Annotated in this window: 14 protein-coding genes and 3 pseudogenes; 11 read left to right on the plus strand and 6 right to left on the minus strand. The window is 47.2% G+C overall.

The annotated features are described in order from the left end of the window. Positions 1-26: 26 nt before the first annotated feature. Together ATN88_RS14625 and ATN88_RS14630 are read right to left on the minus strand one after the other, a co-directional pair. The gene (locus ATN88_RS14625; RefSeq protein ID WP_067417285.1) at positions 27-926 is read right to left on the minus strand and encodes a lysine exporter LysO family protein; all 900 of its coding nucleotides are present in this window, start codon (positions 924-926) and stop codon (positions 27-29) included. Between the two features lie 87 nt (positions 927-1013). Further along, positions 1014-1934 carry an HDOD domain-containing protein gene (locus ATN88_RS14630; protein ID WP_067417288.1) on the minus strand — a complete coding sequence of 307 codons (921 nt, stop codon included), beginning with the start codon at positions 1932-1934 and terminating at the stop codon, positions 1014-1016. Positions 1935-2382: 448 nt separating this feature from the next. Between ATN88_RS14630 and ATN88_RS14635 the strand changes: the two genes are divergently transcribed. The 4 genes and pseudogenes from ATN88_RS14635 to ATN88_RS14650 all read left to right on the plus strand — a co-directional run bounded on the left by ATN88_RS14635 (position 2383) and on the right by ATN88_RS14650 (position 5060). Beyond that, positions 2383-2967, plus strand: coding sequence for a TfoX/Sxy family DNA transformation protein (locus tag ATN88_RS14635; RefSeq protein ID WP_067417292.1), 585 nt, complete (start codon positions 2383-2385; stop codon positions 2965-2967). 231 nt (positions 2968-3198) lie between these two features. Beyond that, positions 3199-4103, plus strand: a pseudogene (gene dsdC / locus ATN88_RS14640) (DNA-binding transcriptional regulator DsdC). 107 nt (positions 4104-4210) lie between these two features. Further along, entirely contained in the window at positions 4211-4675 is a 465-nt protein-coding gene (locus ATN88_RS14645; RefSeq protein WP_067417294.1) for a TetR/AcrR family transcriptional regulator, read from the plus strand. A 13-nt stretch (positions 4676-4688) separates the two neighbouring features. Next, positions 4689-5060, plus strand: coding sequence for a hypothetical protein (locus ATN88_RS14650; protein ID WP_067417297.1), 372 nt, complete (start codon positions 4689-4691; stop codon positions 5058-5060). 48 nt (positions 5061-5108) lie between these two features. Here the strand turns inward: ATN88_RS14650 and ATN88_RS14655 are convergent, their stop codons facing one another. The 3 genes and pseudogenes from ATN88_RS14655 to ATN88_RS14665 all read right to left on the minus strand — a co-directional run bounded on the left by ATN88_RS14655 (position 5109) and on the right by ATN88_RS14665 (position 8303). After that, a complete protein-coding gene (locus ATN88_RS14655) occupies positions 5109-5666 on the minus strand; it encodes a porin family protein (protein WP_067417300.1) in 558 nt (185 codons plus the stop codon). Positions 5667-5851: 185 nt separating this feature from the next. Next, a complete protein-coding gene (locus tag ATN88_RS14660; protein WP_067417303.1) occupies positions 5852-6352 on the minus strand; it encodes a response regulator in 501 nt (166 codons plus the stop codon). Beyond that, positions 6352-8303, minus strand: a pseudogene (locus ATN88_RS14665) (ATP-binding protein). The gene ATN88_RS14660 and the pseudogene ATN88_RS14665 overlap by 1 nt, the downstream one beginning before the upstream one ends. Positions 8304-8450: 147 nt before the next feature. Between ATN88_RS14665 and ATN88_RS14670 the strand changes: the two are divergent. The 7 genes and pseudogenes from ATN88_RS14670 (at position 8451) to udp (ending at position 17700) form a co-directional block, all read left to right on the plus strand. Further along, entirely contained in the window at positions 8451-9800 is a 1350-nt protein-coding gene (locus ATN88_RS14670) for a DUF945 family protein (RefSeq protein ID WP_232313234.1), read from the plus strand. 298 nt (positions 9801-10098) lie between these two features. Next, complete coding sequence (locus tag ATN88_RS14675; RefSeq protein ID WP_067417307.1) at positions 10099-10518, plus strand: CBS domain-containing protein; 420 nt, start codon at positions 10099-10101, stop codon at positions 10516-10518. 163 nt (positions 10519-10681) lie between these two features. After that, positions 10682-12157, plus strand: coding sequence for an MATE family efflux transporter (locus ATN88_RS14680; protein WP_067417311.1), 1476 nt, complete (start codon positions 10682-10684; stop codon positions 12155-12157). A gap of 163 nt (positions 12158-12320) precedes the next feature. Then, the gene (locus ATN88_RS14685; RefSeq protein WP_067417315.1) at positions 12321-13736 is read left to right on the plus strand and encodes an SLC13 family permease; all 1416 of its coding nucleotides are present in this window, start codon (positions 12321-12323) and stop codon (positions 13734-13736) included. A gap of 30 nt (positions 13737-13766) precedes the next feature. Further along, positions 13767-14240, plus strand: a complete 474-nt coding sequence (locus ATN88_RS14690) for a response regulator (protein ID WP_067417318.1) — start codon at positions 13767-13769, stop codon at positions 14238-14240. A gap of 82 nt (positions 14241-14322) precedes the next feature. Next, positions 14323-16745 (plus strand): annotated as a pseudogene (locus ATN88_RS14695) (zinc/cadmium/mercury/lead-transporting ATPase). A 187-nt stretch (positions 16746-16932) separates the two neighbouring features. Then, a complete protein-coding gene (gene udp, locus ATN88_RS14700; RefSeq protein WP_067417320.1) occupies positions 16933-17700 on the plus strand; it encodes a uridine phosphorylase in 768 nt (255 codons plus the stop codon). A gap of 66 nt (positions 17701-17766) precedes the next feature. Here udp and ATN88_RS14705 read toward each other — a convergent pair whose 3' ends face one another. Then, positions 17767-18927, minus strand: coding sequence for a Card1-like endonuclease domain-containing protein (locus tag ATN88_RS14705; protein WP_067417325.1), 1161 nt, complete (start codon positions 18925-18927; stop codon positions 17767-17769). Between the last annotated feature and the right edge of the window lie 318 nt (positions 18928-19245).

Here is a 19245-nt window from a genome sequence, read left to right on the forward strand (position 1 = left end):
TTTTTCTGTTGTTGTCGTTCAGAACGTTACAGTGCCACAAAGAACAACATGAGTATGGGCACCAACAAGCTCAGGATAAAACCGCTCACGATGGCAATAGGTACACAACGAATACCGCCAGCGGTTTGAATGATTGGAAGGGTAAAGTCCATCGAGGTTGCACCGCCATAACCGATTGCCGTCAGTGGGTAGCGACCGATCAATAGAGGAATAAGCATTATGGCGACGAGTTCGCGTGCCAGTTCCAACAAGAAAGATGCACCGCCATAGACTGGGCCTAGCGCATCGCCCATCAAAATACCCGCCAGAGAATACCAGCCAAAGCCAGATGCCATGGCCAAGCCATAGTTGTAGGGCAAGTCTAAGAACCAAGCTGCAACCAAACCGCCGCCCCAAGAGGTGACGATAATTGTCAGTGCAACACTCAGTCCCTTTTTATTCAGAACAATTTGTTTCAGTGTCATGCCGCTGTTACGAAGCTGAATACCGATCAGTAGAAGCAGAATAAGAAGGATCCCCTCACTGGCAGGGTCGACCCATTCCAACGAGATTGGCAGAACGAGGCCTGCAATCAAGCCGCCAACAACGACAAATACAAGTTTCACCGATTCTTTCGCCATCGCGGAGAGTGGAATGTCCCGCTTGTGCTGCTCTGTTTTGGTTTTCATGAGCAAATCGAGTAAAGGCAAAGCGAGCAAGTTCATAGAACCAATGCAGAGGAAAAAGGTGACTGCGAAAAGGAGAATTTGGTTCAGGTTGCTGGATAAATCGTCAAGTCCCGCCAAGCTAAGACCCATAAGGCCTAAGATGACAAACACTAGGTGCGATGTGGAGCGGTTTATCTTGTCGAGAAGAGTAGGGCTTTTAATTGGGATTAAATAGCCGACGACGAGGGGAATAAAGATATAAAGCATGCCGGGTAGCATTGGACGTGAACCTTATTGGAAAAATCAATCGCGATGAGAGTATCAATCGCGATTCATTTTGGTCAATCCATGTCCGGCAAATACTGCTTAAAAACCGCAGTTATTTATAATGTTATCGAGCTGGTGACGGAAATCTGCTTCGTTAAGATTTGACAGTTCATACAGAGCCTCTGCACCCGCTAAGGTAATTTCTACCTCATGCTCATCAATATCATCATCTTTGGCTCTAAACATTAGAAGGTGGTTTGCCATGCGCGCAAGGTCAAGATAGGTGACATCTTCGTCTGCATTGCGAATCCGCTTGTTGATGCTTACCTCTTCAAAATCCACATCAAAGCCCCAGCTTTCAAGAATAAAGCGACTGGTCTCTTTACTCAGGCTGAAGAAAACATGGCTGGCGATATTAAAATCGAGGTAGTTTCCTTCATCGGTATATTGTTGGTAGGCCTTCACTGCACTGTAAATACCGATATCTGCTAGCAACCCAATCAATAACGCTTTCTCGACTTCCAACCAATGGTGCTCTTCGTCGTAACTTCTTACACGCTGACAAAGAAGTGCCATGGTCGACGCAAACTCGCGTGATGAAACCGCACTCTTTTTCAAGATGGCGTTGCAGTTAACATCAAAGGCAGATTCGTTTTTAAGCATTTGAATTGCATGTGCTGTCGCGATGCCCAACACGCGTTTAATACCAAGTCGAGAGACCGCCATATTAATGTCTAGGCAAGGTCTGTTGGTGCGAGGGCTGAAAACCGCTGAGTTTGCAGAGCGGATAACCGCAGCGGTGAGCGTGGCGTCATCAAGCAGAACTGCAGCCACATCCCTGATGGTTGTTGAATGTTCATTGCACACACGCTGGAGTTTGACGACAACGTCTGGAATAGGTGGGAGTGCAAGTGTCCCATTTTTTATCGAGCGATAGATACGTTGAAAAAAGTCCGATTCAATCGCTTTTAAATGCATGTTTCGGTCAGGCGAGACCCAGAATAGTGAAAGGTGATCCATCGTGAAAGGCCTAATAATAGTCTCGTTGCATAGTAAAGGTCTAAGGCCCTGAATGAAACCGATTTACTCAGAAAATTGAACGAAAAACGCCAAATTTCGACAGGATGTCTAGATAACTCGTCATGGGCTTTGGCTGATACACCTATTAATTATTAAAACGCAAGTTTCAGTAGAATTTGCGCTGATTTTTTGAAGGAAATTAACGTTTGATGGAACAAATTGGTGCAAAAAAACAAGGGTCTTGCGAGCGCTAAGCGGCATTTAACATGAATGAAACATAAAAATTACACCTTTTTACCGTGACGCGTGTGGCGTTTTTGGTACATCGTTCGGACTTGGGTGATCTAGTGCATGGTTTTCTGTGCCCTAATCAGTCATCATTATTTCGCGTTGAGAATTTAGAAGTTTTAGCCGAGGTATTGGCTTTTTGGGGAGAAAGGAGGCACCTGTGTTGGAAGTAAAAAGCGGCTTTGTCGATTACTTGTCTCAATTTGGTGAGACAGAGAAACGTTCAATGTTCGGTGGAACGGGTTTCTTTGTAAGCGGTGCGATGTTTGCACTGGTAAAAGAGGACCGTATTTACCTGCGTGGAGGCTCTCAGCTCACAGATAAACTAATCGCAAAAGAATGCAAAAAATTCGTACACGTTAAAAAGAGTTCAACGGCAATCGTAAACTATTACGACATTACCGAGTTGTATGATGGGGAGGATGACTGCCTAGATGCGATGGTAAAAAAGTCCGTAGAGAACTCTGTAGCAGAGAAAGAGTATCGCGACTCCAAGCTTAATAAGCGCTTACGTGATTTACCAAATCTTCGCCTTACCATTGAACGTATGCTGAAAAAAGCAGGTGTCGAAGACGTTGATACATTCTTCTCAATGAGCCCTGAAGAGCTTTTCCGTAAAGTTCAAGAGGCACACGGCTACGACGTGGACATCAAATTGCTATGGATGTTTGCAGGTGCTCAAACAGGTGTTCACTGGACGCTTCTGAGCGAAGAAACGAAACAGCAACTCCTGCGCGCAATCTAAATCAGAGTTACAACTGACTCGTCAAAAAGAGCTGCAATCGCAGCTCTTTTCTTTTGTCAGTTCCAAGAAGAAATAACCTCATCTTTTCGAACAATCCTTAATCGAATTGCACTTCGCTTATCTCACTGAATGGCCTGAAAGTAAGGGATTGAGCGTGCTTGGGTATATACTGTTTAAATTCAACGCCTTTGCTGCTAACGTCTTCTCTTTCTCATTCAACTGGCTTGGACTATGAAACTACCGCAATTGTCTTCTTCTTTGCTCGCAGGTTTGCATTGTTTCTCTATTGTCGCAGAAACCATGAGCTTTACTCGGGCAGCGGAAGAGTTACATCTGACCCAAAGTGCGGTGAGTCATAGGATCAAAAAGCTTGAACAGCGGCTCAACATGACGCTCTTTGTCAGACGGCCGAGAAACCTGACATTGACCAATGAGGGCGAGCAACTCAAACAGGTTGTGGCGGAACAGTTTTCAAGCTTGAGTTTGAAGCTACTCCAACTTAACAGTCAAAAGCCGTTTGGCGATCTCGTTATCTCCGCACCGCCGACTTATGCGCAACGTTGCTTCTGCCTCGCTTACATCTGTTTGCCAAAGCTTACCCTGACGTTACCTTGCATCTTCGCACTCGCAATGACTTGGTGGACTTCAAAGCAGAAGCGTTCGATTGTGCCATCTATTTCGGCCATGGAAAGTACAGCGGTTTGACCAGCCACCATATGATGGATGATGCGCTGGTGCCGGTTTGCAGCCCTGAGTATGCAGAATCATATCGTCTTTATACTCACCCAGAAATGCTGGCTGAGTGCCACTTGCTGCATGATGCTGCACCTTGGGCAAGTGCGAGCATGAGTGATGAATGGCTGTATTGGGCCAACGCGAACGGTATTTCATTGGATGGCCCCAATCACAGCTTTGACCGAGCTGATCTTGCGTTGGATGCCGCCGCCTCTGGAATGGGTGTCGCGATGGGGCGAATGACTTACATTAAAGAGTTTTTAGAGGCAGGGAAGCTGGTGGCACCGATCGACAAACCCGTGAAGTCACCATTCAGTTACTTTTTGGTCTATCGAGAAGAGCAAGAAGGCAACGCTAAAATCATGGCTTTTAAAAAATGGCTGTTAAGTCAATTGCTTTAATTCATGTGAAAGTGTGATTTGTGCAATCAAAGGTAGCATTATTGTTTTGTATATTCTCTCTGTGAGAGTATAAGATACAAGGTACGTTAAAAAGAATCATAAGACTTATGGCGAAAAATACCAAAGAAGGCGCATTGCAGACTGAACACTTGGTGTATCAGACCATTGTGGACATTTTCATGGAAAGTGGCTGGGATGCGGTGACTTACGGGAGCATTGCCAAAAGAACAGGCCTTAGTCGCAGCGGTATTCAACGCATTGTACCAACGAAAGAATGCATGATAGTGGCGTTTCAGGGGCAAGTTTTTAGTTATGTAACCAACAAAATTGATGACACCAACGCTGATAGCATTAAGTCGTCTTGGCAGGCGTCTTTATTAGACGCGAAATTTGCCAATTGTGTTCGGTATCTTATCGGTGCGGTTAGTGCTGATGAAGAAGGGCGTCATAAAGCTGCATTGGGTTTCCAACGGCTTTGTTCATTGTATGGGGAACAGGTTGTCATTGAGTTAATGGGAATCTCAGTGGCGAACTTACTCGGCGCAACATTGAAGGATTCAGATCCGAATTAACGGGAACACTAAAATGAAAAATATGACGCTAAAACTTGCTGTATTGGTCGGGGTAGTTCTTGGAGTATCAGGCTGTGCCATTAAACAGCCTCAAACCACCACAGTGTATATACCCAAAGGTGCTATTCAATGTGAGTCAGAGGGAATGACGTTAAGTGACAGTACAAAACGTTTAGCGTCAGTCGGTGTTAAATCACTTTCAGCACAATGTGGCGATTTGACGGGTGTCATGAATGCAGCGGTTTGTGGTGGTGAAACCGGGAAAATCATTGTTCATTCCATTGCGTCAAAAGAAGTGCTATTGGCAGCAGAAGCGGGCTATAAAAACGCAAATGAATTGAAATCAGCAGATGGACTTGGTTATACCATGTTTGACTGCGATTAGTTGTCAGTAAGCCAGATAAAATAAAGGCCTCTTTCGAGGCCTTTATTTTTAGTACTTGAATCGTGTCGTGAACATGAACTGGTCACCGTAGATTTCATTGAATCGGATTTGAGAGCCGATAGAGAACAATTCAGTTGCGTGGAAACGCGCATAAACTGAACCGAATACATCGTCATCTTCGTGAATAGACAGGTGGCCTATTTCACCGCCCACTTCCAACTGTGGACCCAACCATTGACGCACACCGATGTTAACTTCAACACCGAACTCAGTGTCGTGGTTGTACAGGTTAGGGTTTTTTACTGTGCGCAAAGCAACTTCACCGTATACGTCCGCCCAGTTGTTTACTGGTGCATGAAAGCCGATGGCCGCTGTTGCGTCGTAATCTGATTCAAATTCACTGTCAATTTCAGCACGGATGTGTGCATTCGGGTGAATAGACGTGCTGAAGCCTGCGCCGTAAGTCACTGGGCTTACACCAACTCGCGCTTCGAAGTAGTCGTAGCTGAAGTTACTCATTGAGGTGTCGTTGGCAGAAGCCGCCGCCGAGAATGCAGCCGAAGAAGCCGCAGCCAGAAAAATACCAGCAATCTTGGTTTTGCGCATGGGAGGTCCCGTGGTGAATTTAGAAATTTGGAGTATTTTAATAGATTTGGCTTTTGCGAAACAACATCATAGCCCTCGATTTGAGGGACAATGATGTTAAAATAAGGCAAAAATTGACCAAACAGTGAGCGGGGTCTTTAGTTTGCTTTTAAATTACTCAGCAGCGTACTGTAATTGAGCCCGTTTTAGCTGTCAGAAAAACTTAATCTGTTATCACTGATCGCCTGCATAATGCGTTCAGCATCCAACACGCTGACCCACTGCAACAAATTACTGTCATTGTCGATAACGTACGTGGATAACTGTTCGCGGACAATCTCTTTTAAGTTCTCGCCGCTCCAAGGTTTGGAAATGAAATAATCCAGGCTGTTATTGTTTACCGCCTGAACCGTTTCTTCTAATCCAGCTTGTCCTGTGAGCAGCACTTTCTTGGCACGTGCGGTGACGTCATCACGGTTCAGTTCGATTAGAAAGTCGACACCGAGATCTTCTGGCATGATGTGGTCACACAATACCAGAGCTAATTTAATTTCATCAGCCGCCGCTTCCGCCAAAATTTCTTTTGCTTCGGCTACAGATTCAGCCGCTTCGATAATAAAGTGTTCTTCGAGGTCAGATAAATCGTTCAGGACGCTATCCAATACGTCTCTTTCATCATCTACACAAAGGATCAGATATTTGCTCATTAGCCCTCCATGGACGGCGCAATAATGGGAGAATAGGGAAGAGTGACAATCATTTCGGTAAATGCACCGGTCGACGAGCTAACGTCAATCATGCCTCCATGTTGCTCTACGATTTGACGACTGACGGAAAGGCCAATGCCCAAACCAAAATGTCCCTCTCGTTTTGTTGTGTAATTCAGTTCAAAAATTTTGTGTTTAATGCTCTCTGGAATGCCGCTTCCGTTATCACGGACGCTGATCTTCACCGCTTTGCGACTGCGGAAGACCGTTTCACGGGTTTTGACGATGATCTCGCCATCTGCACCGATGGCATCAAGTGCGTTTGAAATCAGGTTTGTCCAAACCTGCTGCAGTGCAATCGGCATGCAGCGAATCGGTCTTAAGTCCCCGTAATCTTTAACAAGTTGAATGCGCTTCAACTGGTTTTCAAACATCACTAAGGTGTCTTCGATACCCTCGTGAATATCGACTTCCATCAAGGTTTCATCATCTTGGCGAGCATAGGTTTTTAGGCTTTTAACCATATCAGCGATACGGCGTGCACAGACATTGGTGGAGCGAAGTAGGCTGCCTGCTTGATAGAACATGTCCCATTGGTTGAGCGTGGCGTCAAACTCGTTGTCGAGTTTACGCATCCATTGTTTGACAGCATCGGGGTTCGACAGCCCCATATTCACCGCTTTTCTGGCTAGGTTACGGTTACCAATGATAGGTTCGATGTTCTTCGCCTGAGCGCGCGCATCTGCCGTGGACATAGGGCGAGATAACAGGCTTCGGCCATGATTTCGTTGGCTTGCTCGCGTGCCGTTGTGCTCATTTCCATGTTGATGAGCTCGCCGATGTTGTCTTTCAGCGTGTCACTGTTTCGAATAATGGCGGCGACAGGGTTGTTCAGCTCATGCGCAACGCCAGCGACCAATTGGCCGAGCATCGCCATTTTTTCTTTTTCAATGAGCTGCTTGTGCGCAAGTTCAAGAGACTGAAGTGTCTGCTGAAGTTTAACTTCTGTGTTGATACTGCGTTTCAGGCGACGGTTGAAATGGCGAAGCAAGTAGCTAGTGAATAGCGGCAGCAAGTCATTTCGAGCCTGCATGGCTTGTGCAAACAGAGCGCGGTTTAGCTTGATAACTTTTGTTGGTTCAAGCGTGATGCCCGTGGAAAACGAGACGTCTCCAGTAACAAAGGACATACCGCCGATAATGCTGCCTTGGCCAAGCCTTGCTACTTCATGGGAAACGCCAGTTTCATCCCGCTTCAGCAGGGCAACTTGCCCTTCAACAACAAACCACAAAAATGAATTGGGTGTGCCTTCATGGGTAAGTAGATGGTCTTCACTGTAGGTGCGACACACATTCTTGTCGTTGCCTTCGTCAAAGTGCTCGTAAAGCCCTTGGATTAGCTGTTGCGCGAGCGCTTCGTCAGAAATGCCGAGGGCGGACTCAATAAAGCCACTGCGGAAGGTCGCGAGTTTGTTTTCAATGTGTGCTTCAAGCAGTCGTTTTTGATCCAAAATGGCGCAGTATTTCAGCAAATCGTCGCCATTGAAGCTCAATACAAACTGGGTCAATTCTTTGCGTGCGGCTTGGGTGAGATCGCCGTCGTTCCATGGTCGCGTTAAGCAGTAGTTAAGACGGCCTTCGTTAACCGCCTGCATAATCACTTCAATGTTTGGTTGGTCATTTAACAGCACTGTGCGCGCGCCAAACGAAGCCGGATGGTTGTCGACGTTGATCAAAAGGCTAATGCCTTGATCTTCTCCCAATGCGTGATCGGAGATGAACAAGGCGACGCGGCGACCTGATGAGGCCAAGCTCTCTAAGATTTCTTGCGCGGCATGTGTAGAGCTTGCGCAGATAATGTCGAACATGCTGCTAAACGGAGCCAGCTCTTTTTCCAGAAGGGAAAGAACATCTGGGTCATCGTCAAGACATAAGATGACGTTGGAATTCATAGGGCTACCAAAACATTATTTTTTGTGAGTGTATATGTTTCGGCGTCGCTAAGCTGAGAAGGACGCTGCAATCTGGCACATATCTGAAATAATGTACGCCTCAGCGTGGGTATCAATGTCGCTTTAGTTTACACTGGAGCGAGACAAATGCCGGATAAAACGGGGAAAAGAATGATTTTTGGAAAATACGCGGCGATTGGTGGTGCTGTCTCTTTGGCTTTGATTTGGCCATTCGCTTCCGGTCAAGTTGGTGAATCTGTTTACAATCGAGAAGTGCAAAACATAGAGTCGCCTTATGTATCGGTAGAAAAAGTCTCTTACGATCGCGGTTATCTCTCTTCTCAAGTAAAAACGTTGGTCAACCTGCAAGGTACGCTGAAACAGGATTTTGAAGCGGAAGGTCTGCCAACGTCGTTCACGTTTGACAGTGAAGTGAGCCATGGTTTCCTGAGCATTGCGACGGTCACAACATTGGAAATGACGCCAGAAGTGAAAGCGGTAACAGACCTACTTTGGCCGACGGGTGAATCGCCAGTGGAATTCCGTAGTGAAACGTCAGTATTTGGTGACACGCAATACAGCGCGGTGATGCAGGGCATTAAAGCCAGTGATAACGACATGACGTTTACCACATCGCCAGTGGATTTTGCAGGCACCGTGGACAAAGAAGGCAATAACGTATTTTCCATGAGCTGGCCGTCAATTGACGTGTCGAGCGCAGAGTCGGGCGAGAAGCTTTCCATCAAAGACATTTCAGGCTCAGGGTCTGGCTACATGCTGGATGGAGATGTTTGGATTGGCAAACAAAACTTCAATGCAGCAACAGCAATGTTTGATGATGCGCTGGGCTCGGTTGTTACGCTGACCAACATTTCTGCAGACGTGAGCAACGATCTGACGACGGATGCAGCCGGTGAAGGTGCAGATGCGACGGCAACCCAAGACCGCCGCTTAGCGAACAAAAACATGTTCTCAGTCGGTAAAGTCAACGTCTCAGATGCTTTCTCGGTTGATAACTTCAAACTGGGTGTGAATTTTAACGACCTTGATTATGACTCAATGCTGTCACTGAGCTCTGTCGCAAACTCAATGGGCGAAGAGCCAACCAACGAAGAAATGACGCTACTGATTTCGGCTTTGGACTCGTTGGTAGAAAAGGGACTGTCGCTTGAGATTCAACCGCTGGAGCTAGATGCGCCGGAAGGTCATGTTGACGCGAGCTTTGACTTGGCATTGGCACCGGGTACAACCAACGCAACGCAAGATATTGGTGCTGTCGTGAACAACCTTAAAGGCAACTTGAACGTCACCGTACCTACTGCTTACGTGGAAGGATTGCCTCAACTTGCACCGATGATCACGAACTTGGAAGAGTATGGCTTTGTTAGCCAGTCCAATGATGGCGTGAAATTGAGCGCGAAGATCGAAGGCGAAGAAGCGGTTTCACCAAGCGGTGAGCGTATGCCTCTTGGCTTTTTAATGATGATGTTCATGTAAGCTAACGCGTTGAATGGTAAAAGCCAGCCTTTTGAAAAGAGGCTGGCTTTTTTCTTATCGGCAGCCCAGTTACGAGTGGTGTGTTGCAAAGTTGTTACCGCATTTGTGACAAGACATAAAAATGTTTAGGTATTAGCTAGTAATTTTTCTAACTTGTTCGACACTGTAGAGTAAGACCCAAAGATATCTAATCAGAGAGTTAAGCGCGTTTGTAACGACGTTTTGAGATGGTTTGGGGATATGGGTACAGAGATTTATTCCCTGTTTCTAATAACGTTTCAACATACAAGGGGGATGCATGGAATCTATCAAGGTTGGAGATTACATGAACAAAAGACCCGTGACCTTCAAGGCATCAATGAACCTGTCAATGGCGTTGGAAAAAATGCTCAACGCGCATCAAACGGGTGGACCTGTTGTCGATGAGAGCAACCATGTTGTGGGCTTCCTTTCTGAACAAGATATGATCCATAAGCTTCTGAAAGTCGGTTATTACTGTCAGGACACCAATACGGTTGGTGACTGCATGCACAAAGAAGTGTCCGCAGTGACGGTGGACGAGAGTGTCATCAAGCTGGCGGAAGAAATGCTGCCTGGAAAACCTAAGGTTTATCCAGTGATCGACGAGAATGAGCGTTTAGTGGGTATTATCTCACGCCGTGATATTTTGAAGGCAATTGCTGCGCAAATTGATGATTGCTTTTTGCATCCGGTATAACAACATCAGATTTTTCGTACAAGTTGAGTCAAAAAAGGTGCTTGAGGCACCTTTTTTTCGTGTCATCATAGTCACTAAGCGGTCACTCAGTAATTTTCTCTGAAATCGGTTTATCTCTTCTCGCTTTTGAATACTTCAACATCGCAAACAACCAGGATGTAGCATGCCTCAGCAACAACAAGCCAAATTCTTAACCGGTTCAATCATGCGCCACATCGCCGTGATGTCTTCATCAGGGGCAGTGGGACTTATGGCTCTGTTCACCGTTGATTTGGCCGATATGTTTTTTATCAGCTTACTAGGCCAAGTTGAGCTTGCTGCGGCAATCGGTTTTGCAGGAACGATTGTGTTCTTTTCAACGTCTGTCGCTATTGGCACGGCTATCGCAATGGGCGCATTAGTCAGTCGCGCGATTGGTGCGGGTAAACGGGATGAAGCCAAAGCCATCACCGGCAGTGTGATGATTTTTTCAGGGATCGTCAGCGCAATCACAGTGTTCGCGATTTTGCTGTTTATCGACCCAATCTTGTCGATGATTGGCGCAGAAGGCATTACCGCAGAGAAAGCCAAGAGCTTCCTAATGATCTTGCTACCAAGTGCACCTTTAATGGCCATGGGTATGGCAGGTGGTGCGGCATTGCGTGGTGTGGGTGATGCAAAACGTTCGATGTCAGCAACACTGGCTGGTGGCGCAGCCAATGCGGTGCTAGATCCTATTTTCATTTTCGGTCTTTCTATGGGCATTGAAGGTGCGGCAACGGCGTCAATGTTGTCACGATTTGTGTTATTTGGCGTCGCATTCCATGCCGTGAAATACAAGCACGATCTTGTTTCAATGCCGTCTTTTGACGACTTTAAGCGTCATTTTCGTGCCATTAGTAACATCGCAGTACCAGCTATCGTCACCAACACAGCAACGCCGATCGGTAATGCGATAGTGACAGCGCAGATTGCTAAATTTGGCGATGATTTTGTCGCAGGTTACGCCGTTATCGGCCGCTTATTGCCCGTTTCCTTCGCGCTAATTTTCTCGCTATCTGGCGCGGTAGGACCCATTCTTGGACAAAACTTTGGTGCCGAGCGATTTGACCGTGTTCGACGTACACTGAGCGACTCAATCAAGTTTGTGACGGCATACTGTGTCGTTGTCGCCATTATCTTGTATCTCGCGCAAGATTTGATCAGCCATGCGTTTAGTTTGGATGGCGACGCTTCTGCCATGGTTTCTCTCTTCTGTACCTATCTGGCAATCACTTTTGTTTTCAATGGCACCTTGTTTGTGTCAAATGCGGCTTTTAACAATCTCAATCGTCCAACCTGGTCGACCATTCTTAACGTCGGCAAAGCAACCGTGGGTACGATTCCTTTCGTTTATGTTGGTGGCCACATTGCTGGCGCGGAAGGGGTATTGATTGGTCAAGCGGTTGGCTCCGTTATCTTTGGTATTGCCGGTTACATTCTCGTGAAACGACTTATCGCGAAATTGGCAACAGATCATGAAGAGAAAAACGAGGATGAGTTGGTCGTAGAACCCGCTGTTCCGGTCACGGCGTTTACAAGCTGCCGAGAGATGATGGTGGAAGAGGGCGACGATTTATTGGAAGACATCACCAAAGAGAATAAGCCTAATTCTCATTAAGTTAGCAGAGCGAGACGGCGGCGAAACTTTCCTATGCAACTTGAATAAATTTCGCCCCATTTTATTGATCTAATTCAGTACCGAATGTGCGTATTAAGCGCAGAATAATCCCGTTGTCCATGAATTGTGGACGTTTTTTAGCTTTAAGGGATTACAAGCGATTATGCGCATTCAAGCGAAATACATTCTGCCTATCTTGGTTCCGCTGGTGGTATTGCTACTCCCAGCTTCAGCTTTTCCTTTTGAAACACTCACCGTCATGCAACAGCGCGCTATCGCGCTCTTTTTGTTGGCTGCACTGTGCTGGGTTCTTGAGCCTATGCCTATTTATGCAACGTCTGTTGTGGTGATTGTTCTAGAACTTCTTTTCTTATCAGACAAAGGCATCATTTGGTTTAGAGCCGATGCCAACACGCCAGAGTTTGGCAACTTACTGCATTACACCGACATTATGTCCACCTTTGCCAGCCCAATTATTATGCTTTTCCTTGGCGGCTTCTTTTTGGCAATGGCAGCGACTAAATATCGCTTGGATGTGAACCTGGCAAGGGTGCTGCTAAAACCATTTGGTCAAAAGCCGACAATGGTGATGGCGGGTCTGATGCTAATTACCGCTGTCTTTTCCATGTTTATGTCAAACACTGCGACCACAGCAATGATGCTGGCAATTTTGACACCCATTCTGGCGGTATTTAAACCCAATGACCCAGGTAAGATTGCATTTGCGCTTTCTATTCCTGTGGCGGCAAACATTGGTGGTATCGGTACGCCTATCGGCACACCGCCAAACGCGATTGCATTGAAATATCTGACTGGCGAAAACATGATCACCTTCGGTGAGTGGATGGCATTTGCTGTACCGTTCGTGGTGGTTATGTTGCTGCTGGCTTGGGTACTGCTTTCTGTGATGTTCCGTTCAGATGAAGCTTCTATCTCGCTGGACATCAAAGGCAAGTTCCTGAAAACATCAAAGGCTTACACTGTGTATGCCACGTTTACCATCACCGTACTTCTTTGGTTGATGGGTTCTTCTCACGGCATGAACTCCTACACCGTTGCGCTTATCCCTGTCGCCGTGTTCTCAATGACAGGCATCATCAACAAAGAAGACCTTAAGAAAATCTCTTGGGACGTGCTTTGGCTCGTATCGGGCGGTTTTGCATTGGGTCTGGCGTTGGATAAGACAGGTCTGGCGCAGTTGTTGGTTCACAGTATTCCATTTGAAAACTACGCTCCGGAAATCGTTCTGATTGGCGCAGCTGCGCTGTGTCTGTTGATGGCGAACTTTATGTCTCACACCGCGACAGCTAACTTGCTGATGCCAATTATGGCGGCTCTGGGTGTGTCAATGACGTCTCTGTCACCAATGGGCGGAGAGACTACATTGATTCTGGTTGTCACCTTCGCCGCGTCGTTAGGTATGTCGTTGCCTATCAGTACACCACCAAACGCACTAGCGCATGCAACGGGGCATGTTACTAGTAACCAAATGGCGAAAGTCGGTGTGATCATCGGTGTTGTGGGTGTCGCGCTAAGTTTCGTGATGGTTTGGATTCTGCGACTCGTGAACTTCTTGTAACGTCAAGCAAAGTAATAACAGGGGATAAAGATGGAAAAGGTAAACATTATCTGCGTTGATGACCAGCGCGAAGTGCTCAGTGCCGTATTGAAGGATCTTGCACCCCTTTCTGGCACATTCCATATCGAAGACTGTGAATCAGCGGATGAAGCCTTGTCTCTGATGGATGACTTGGATGCAGACGGTGAATTCATTGCGTTGGTGATTTCAGACCATGTAATGCCAGAGAAAACAGGTGTTGAGTTACTTAGTGAGATTGCACTGGACCCTCGTTTTCGTCATACCCGCAAAGTGCTTTTGACAGGGCAAGCGACACACTCAGACACGATTGAGGCAATCAACAATGCCTCGATTGAACGTTACTTTGAAAAGCCCTGGCAAGCCGATGCGCTGATTGACGCAGCGCGTAAACTGGTAACACACTTCATTTTCGATAAAGGTCTGGATTACCGCGATTATCAGCAAGCACTGGATACACAAGTGGTGTTGGATCGCTTGAAATAAAACAGAAAATCGAAAATACGTATTGACCTTGGAGGTAACTCCAAGGTTTACACTGAAGGAAATCGAGACAAGGAGATCCTTCATGTGTAATTCATGCCATACCACTAAATGCCAAACGGCTTCGCATAAACACGTTAAAAACGACGTGGTTAAAAGCGAAAGCTGCTGTTCACCTAACGCCATTGGCAATCCTGCGCCTTCGTGTTCATCCACGGAGATTACGGCAGAGGAAGCTGACGATCCGGCGTCAGGGGGCTGCTGTAAACCTTCTCACAGCAGCCCAACTATCAAAGCAATAAAGAGCCTTCCAACAGAAGCTCCAACCGCTTCTACCGAACGCCTTTCTTGGCGTGTCACCGATATGGACTGTCCGAGCTGCGCGAGTAAGCTGGAAAAGGCGATTCGCAGTATTCAGGCGTCAACACTGCCAATGTGCTGTTTGCAACCGAAAAGCTGGTTGTTGAGGTGGAATCAGAATCCGCCAGCCGCTTAAGACAAGAGATCAAACAGCAAGCCGACAAAACCGGATTTCCTCTTCGTGAACTTGATGCGCCAAAAGAAAAAGACCGCCCTCTGACGCTACTCCAACGCATCAAACAAGAAGGCATACTCGTTTCCTTAGTCGGAACCATGGCTATTGCTGGTATTCTTTCTCACTGGAATCCGGAACTAGCAAGCCTGCTGTTCACTTTTGCCACTGTGCTGGGGCTTCTGCCGATCGTTAAAAAAGCATTTGGGCTGGCAAAAACGGGCTCGCCATTTTCCATTGAAATGTTGATGTCGATTGCAGCATTTGGTGCGCTCTATTTGGGAGAAACTGTCGAAGCCGCCATGGTGTTGGTGCTCTTTTTAATTGGTGAACGATTGGAAGGCTATGCCTCACAGCGTGCGAGAGCGGGTATCCAAGCCTTGATGGCTTTGGTACCAGACAACATCATCAAAGTAGGTAAAGATGGCGCGAGGGAAGAGGTGCCTGTTTCCTCCTTACAACCGGGTGACGTGATTGAAATTGCACCAGGTGGACGCTTGCCTGCTGATGCCTTGCTAAAAGGCGACATTGCAAGCTTTGACCTAAGTGCGCTAACGGGGGAATCGATTCCTGTTGAGCGTCAGACGAAAGATAAAGTCCCTGCAGGTGCTATTGCTGTTGACCGTCTGGTTCATATGGAAGTGGTCTCTAAGCAAGGTGAAAGTGCGATTGACCGAATATTGAATCTCATTGAGGAAGCGGAGTCTCGTCGCGCACCCGTAGAAAGATTCATTGATAAATTCAGTCGCTGGTACACCCCGTTGATGATTTTCATCGCCGCACTGGTCGTGATGATTCCACCATTGATGTTTGGTGAAAGCTGGGATACCTGGGTGTATCGTGGTCTCGCACTTCTGCTGATTGCTTGTCCTTGTGCACTCGTGATTTCAACACCTGCGGCAATGACATCTGGTCTCGCTGCGGCCGCTCGCCAAGGCGCGTTAATCAAAGGTGGGGCAGCCTTGGAGGCGTTGAGCAAAGTTGAATGGGTCGCCTTTGATAAAACGGGCACCTTGACCGAAGGCAAACCTGTGGTTACCGATATCCTTGTTTGGCAGGGCAGCGAAGCGTCTTTACTTTCTCAAGCGGCGGCAGTTGAACAGGGTTCTCACCACCCACTAGCAAAAGCGTTGGTGAACAAAGCAGAAGAATTGAATACGCCTCGCCGTGAAGCGACCAATGTATCAGCACAAGTGGGTAAAGGTGTATCGGGGACAGTCGATGGCCTTTCAGTAACATTGATAGCACTCGACAAGCTGAGTGAAGCACAACTTGTTGATGTTGAATATCTAACGCAAGCCCAATCGTTAGCGGAAGAAGGAAAGACCGTCGCTATCGTGTTTGCAGACGCTAACGCCATCGGGGCCGTGGGCTGGCGTGATGAGCTTCGCTCAACGGCAAAACAGGCTGTTGAAGGGCTGTCCGAGTATGGCATTCGCTCCGTTATGCTGACGGGTGATAACCAAAAAGCGGCTGCAGGCTTGGCGGCTAAGTTAGACATGGACTATCGCGCAGGCTTAATGCCTGAAGACAAAGTCACCGAAGTTAACAAGCTGGCAAGCACATCACGCGTTGCCATGGTTGGCGACGGCATTAACGACGCGCCAGCGATGAAAGCGGCGACGATCGGTATCGCGATGGGGAGCGGTACTGACGTGGCATTGGAAACTGCGGACATCGCACTTAGCCATAATCGAATTGAAGGTGTTGCAGACGTCGTAGGCCTCGCGAAAGCAACCATGTCGAACGTTCACCAAAATGTTGCTTTGGCCATTGGCTTAAAAGTGATTTTCTTGGTCACCAGTGTGCTTGGTTTTACCGGACTCTGGGTCGCTATCTTGGCAGACAGTGGTGCGACTGCGATCGTGACGTTGAATGCGTTGAGATTGCTTCGCTACGGGAAAGACAACGTATCTGGCCCTCAAAAAGCTGGGAACACCAAGAGTGGCGGAGGAATGCACAAAGTTGCACATTAAAAGTGATCGTGATCACTCATATTTGCAATGTAATGAAATGAACATATTTCAAATTTGAACTAAGTCACTTTAATTTTTGCAAAAGACGCTATGGTGGTTATGAAATTCATCGCCACCATAGCGTTTTTCTTTTTGTGAGTTCGCAACCGCTGTGGTGTTTAGGCGAGATACTTTTTAGGAGAGGATCATGACTGAGCAAACCGTTTTTCATTTGGGTGTGACACAAGCAGACTTAGAAGGTGCAAAACTGGCAATTATCCCGGGTGACCCTGCGCGCGTAGAAAAAATCGCCGCACTGATGGACTCTCCGAAGTTTCTAGCCAGCCATCGCGAATACACGGTTTACCTTGCAAAACTGGAAGGTGAGTCAGTGGTTGTATGTTCTACCGGTATCGGTGGTCCATCTACGTCGATCGCGGTTGAAGAGTTAGCACAGCTGGGTGTTCGCACCTTCCTGCGTGTAGGTACAACCGGCGCAATCCAACCAAACATCAATGTTGGCGACATGATTGTGACGACGGGTTCAGTAAGACTGGATGGTGCGAGTCTGCACTTTGCACCAATGGAATTCCCAGCGGTCGCAGACTTTGATGTCGCAACAGCAATGAAAGCGGCAGCGCAGGAGTCGGGTGCACAAGTGCACACTGGTGTGACCGCTTCAAGTGATACTTTCTACCCAGGCCAAGAGCGTTACGACACCTTCAGCGGTCGTGTAGTGCGCCGTTTCCAAGGCTCGATGCAAGAATGGCAAGATATGGGCGTGCTGAACTTCGAGATGGAATCAGCAACTTTGCTGACCATGTGTGCAAGCTCAGGCTTGAGAGCGGGCTGTGTCGCTGGCGTAATCATCAACCGTACTCAAAAGGAAATCCCCGATGAGGCGTCGCTGGTTGCGGCTGAAAAGCGCTCGATCAGCGTGGTGGTAGAGTCAGCGCGTAAGCTTCTGAAAGCTTAATGTTCTAACAAAAAGAAAAGCCGGCGCATTCGCCGGCTTTTTTGTGTTTTGCATTCAGGTAAAACGTCAAACTTGCTCGTAGCCGCCTGCGCGCAGGAACCACTTGTGCAGGTGCGTTTTCAGATCGCTCAATTCATCTGGGCCAATCAGTGCCAGTCCCAAATCCGTCGCACGGGTAATGTCGTGATGACGAAGAGGGCGGAAGCTTACCAGCATGGCGCGCGCTTGCAGACCACCAAGTAGGTCTCGAATCGATTCCAGCTTGTACAGCGTGTCATCACCATCGCTAGACATGCCTTTCGTCTTACACTCGATGATGTGTAGTTTGTTGTTTACTACCGTAGCGACATCCAGTTCGTTGCGGACTTCTTTGTCGCCGATTTGACGGTAAACCTGCACACCCAAGGACAAATCTTGGATGGTCAACAGTTCGCGACGGATCTCTTCAACGATGTGGTGGACATACCATTCAAGCCATTCACCATTTGCAAAGCGACGTGCCGCTTCACTTGAGAACGTTAGAATACCGCCGTCATAGGTCGACAGACCCGCTTGAGTCAGGTCATCGATCAGCATGCCTAGCTCACGGTAACCTTGCTGTTTCTCGCTCAGTTCTACATCCAGCTTCTGCTCTTTACGACAGGTCGTTGCTAAGTAGTTCAGCGTTGCCAGACCTGGACCTAATTCATAGGCATTGCTTGCCCACTTATGACCCAAGGTTTCGATGGTAGAGTCGAGAACGCTTCGTGAATCATCTTCTTGAAGTTCACAGCGTGCACCGAAAATGGTGAGGTAGTCGCTGATATTGATGTGGTCTTCGACTTGTTGTTGCTGACGACCGTCTGGGTACAGCCAGCAAAGCTCATCACTGAAGGGCTCGATAACGTAAATCGGCCAGTGATAAGTGCGGAAAATTTCATATGCACTGAGCAGACGATGACGCAAACCACAGCTTGCGTTAAACCAAACATCCAAGCCGTCTTGTTTTAAACGTTCTGCCAACTCTTGGATTTTAGCCTTGATCAAAGGGATATTGATATCAGAAGGGATTTGGAAAAATTCTGTTTCAATGCCCTTGGGGTTGAGAACTGCACTCATCTGCTCGTATTGCGGAGCCTGACACTCAACACCAATGAAAATCATCTTCTCGGCCTTGAACTTGCGGTGCAAAAGTGCGGTGACCAGTCTAACTGGGTCTTGATCTATGATACCGACATGGATGGCCATAAGTACTCCGTGCTAGGGCAGTGGCTTTGTATTGTTAGGGGGAATGCACTGACCTTTCTAATTAGTCTCAATAATATCTGGTCATGCGACACGATATTCAAGTACTTAGTGTTAAAACAAGTTAAAACAGTTCCGTGCCTTTGTTTCAATCGAAGATTTTCTGACCAATTTCTTCATCTAACTGCCGTGATTTTTCTAATCTTAATAATGTTATCCGTGTCAATTGTGCGAAAAGTAACCTGAGTGAGCGCAGGGGTTTGTCTCAAAATTCTCAATATTGAGTATTCGGAGAAACTCATTCTCTCATAGTAAGACAGT

Source organism: Enterovibrio coralii, from assembly GCF_001559595.1.
Classification (GTDB): Bacteria; Pseudomonadota; Gammaproteobacteria; order Enterobacterales; family Vibrionaceae; genus Enterovibrio; species Enterovibrio coralii.

Excerpts from the sequence above, each read along its gene's own strand:
- ATN88_RS14690 (WP_067417318.1), top strand. The coding sequence starts at position 13,767 with ATGGAAAAGGTAAACATTATCTGCGTTGATGACCAGCGCGAAGTGCTC.
- ATN88_RS14660 (WP_067417303.1), bottom strand. The coding sequence starts at position 6,352 with ATGAGCAAATATCTGATCCTTTGTGTAGATGATGAAAGAGACGTATTG.
- udp (WP_067417320.1), top strand. The coding sequence starts at position 16,933 with ATGACTGAGCAAACCGTTTTTCATTTGGGTGTGACACAAGCAGACTTA.
- ATN88_RS14630 (WP_067417288.1), bottom strand. The coding sequence starts at position 1,934 with ATGGATCACCTTTCACTATTCTGGGTCTCGCCTGACCGAAACATGCAT.
- ATN88_RS14670 (WP_232313234.1), top strand. The coding sequence starts at position 8,451 with ATGCCGGATAAAACGGGGAAAAGAATGATTTTTGGAAAATACGCGGCG.
- ATN88_RS14625 (WP_067417285.1), bottom strand. The coding sequence starts at position 926 with ATGCTACCCGGCATGCTTTATATCTTTATTCCCCTCGTCGTCGGCTAT.
- ATN88_RS14680 (WP_067417311.1), top strand. The coding sequence starts at position 10,682 with ATGCCTCAGCAACAACAAGCCAAATTCTTAACCGGTTCAATCATGCGC.
- ATN88_RS14705 (WP_067417325.1), bottom strand. The coding sequence starts at position 18,927 with ATGGCCATCCATGTCGGTATCATAGATCAAGACCCAGTTAGACTGGTC.
- ATN88_RS14655 (WP_067417300.1), bottom strand. The coding sequence starts at position 5,666 with ATGCGCAAAACCAAGATTGCTGGTATTTTTCTGGCTGCGGCTTCTTCG.
- ATN88_RS14645 (WP_067417294.1), top strand. The coding sequence starts at position 4,211 with ATGGCGAAAAATACCAAAGAAGGCGCATTGCAGACTGAACACTTGGTG.
- ATN88_RS14685 (WP_067417315.1), top strand. The coding sequence starts at position 12,321 with ATGCGCATTCAAGCGAAATACATTCTGCCTATCTTGGTTCCGCTGGTG.
- ATN88_RS14650 (WP_067417297.1), top strand. The coding sequence starts at position 4,689 with ATGAAAAATATGACGCTAAAACTTGCTGTATTGGTCGGGGTAGTTCTT.
- ATN88_RS14675 (WP_067417307.1), top strand. The coding sequence starts at position 10,099 with ATGGAATCTATCAAGGTTGGAGATTACATGAACAAAAGACCCGTGACC.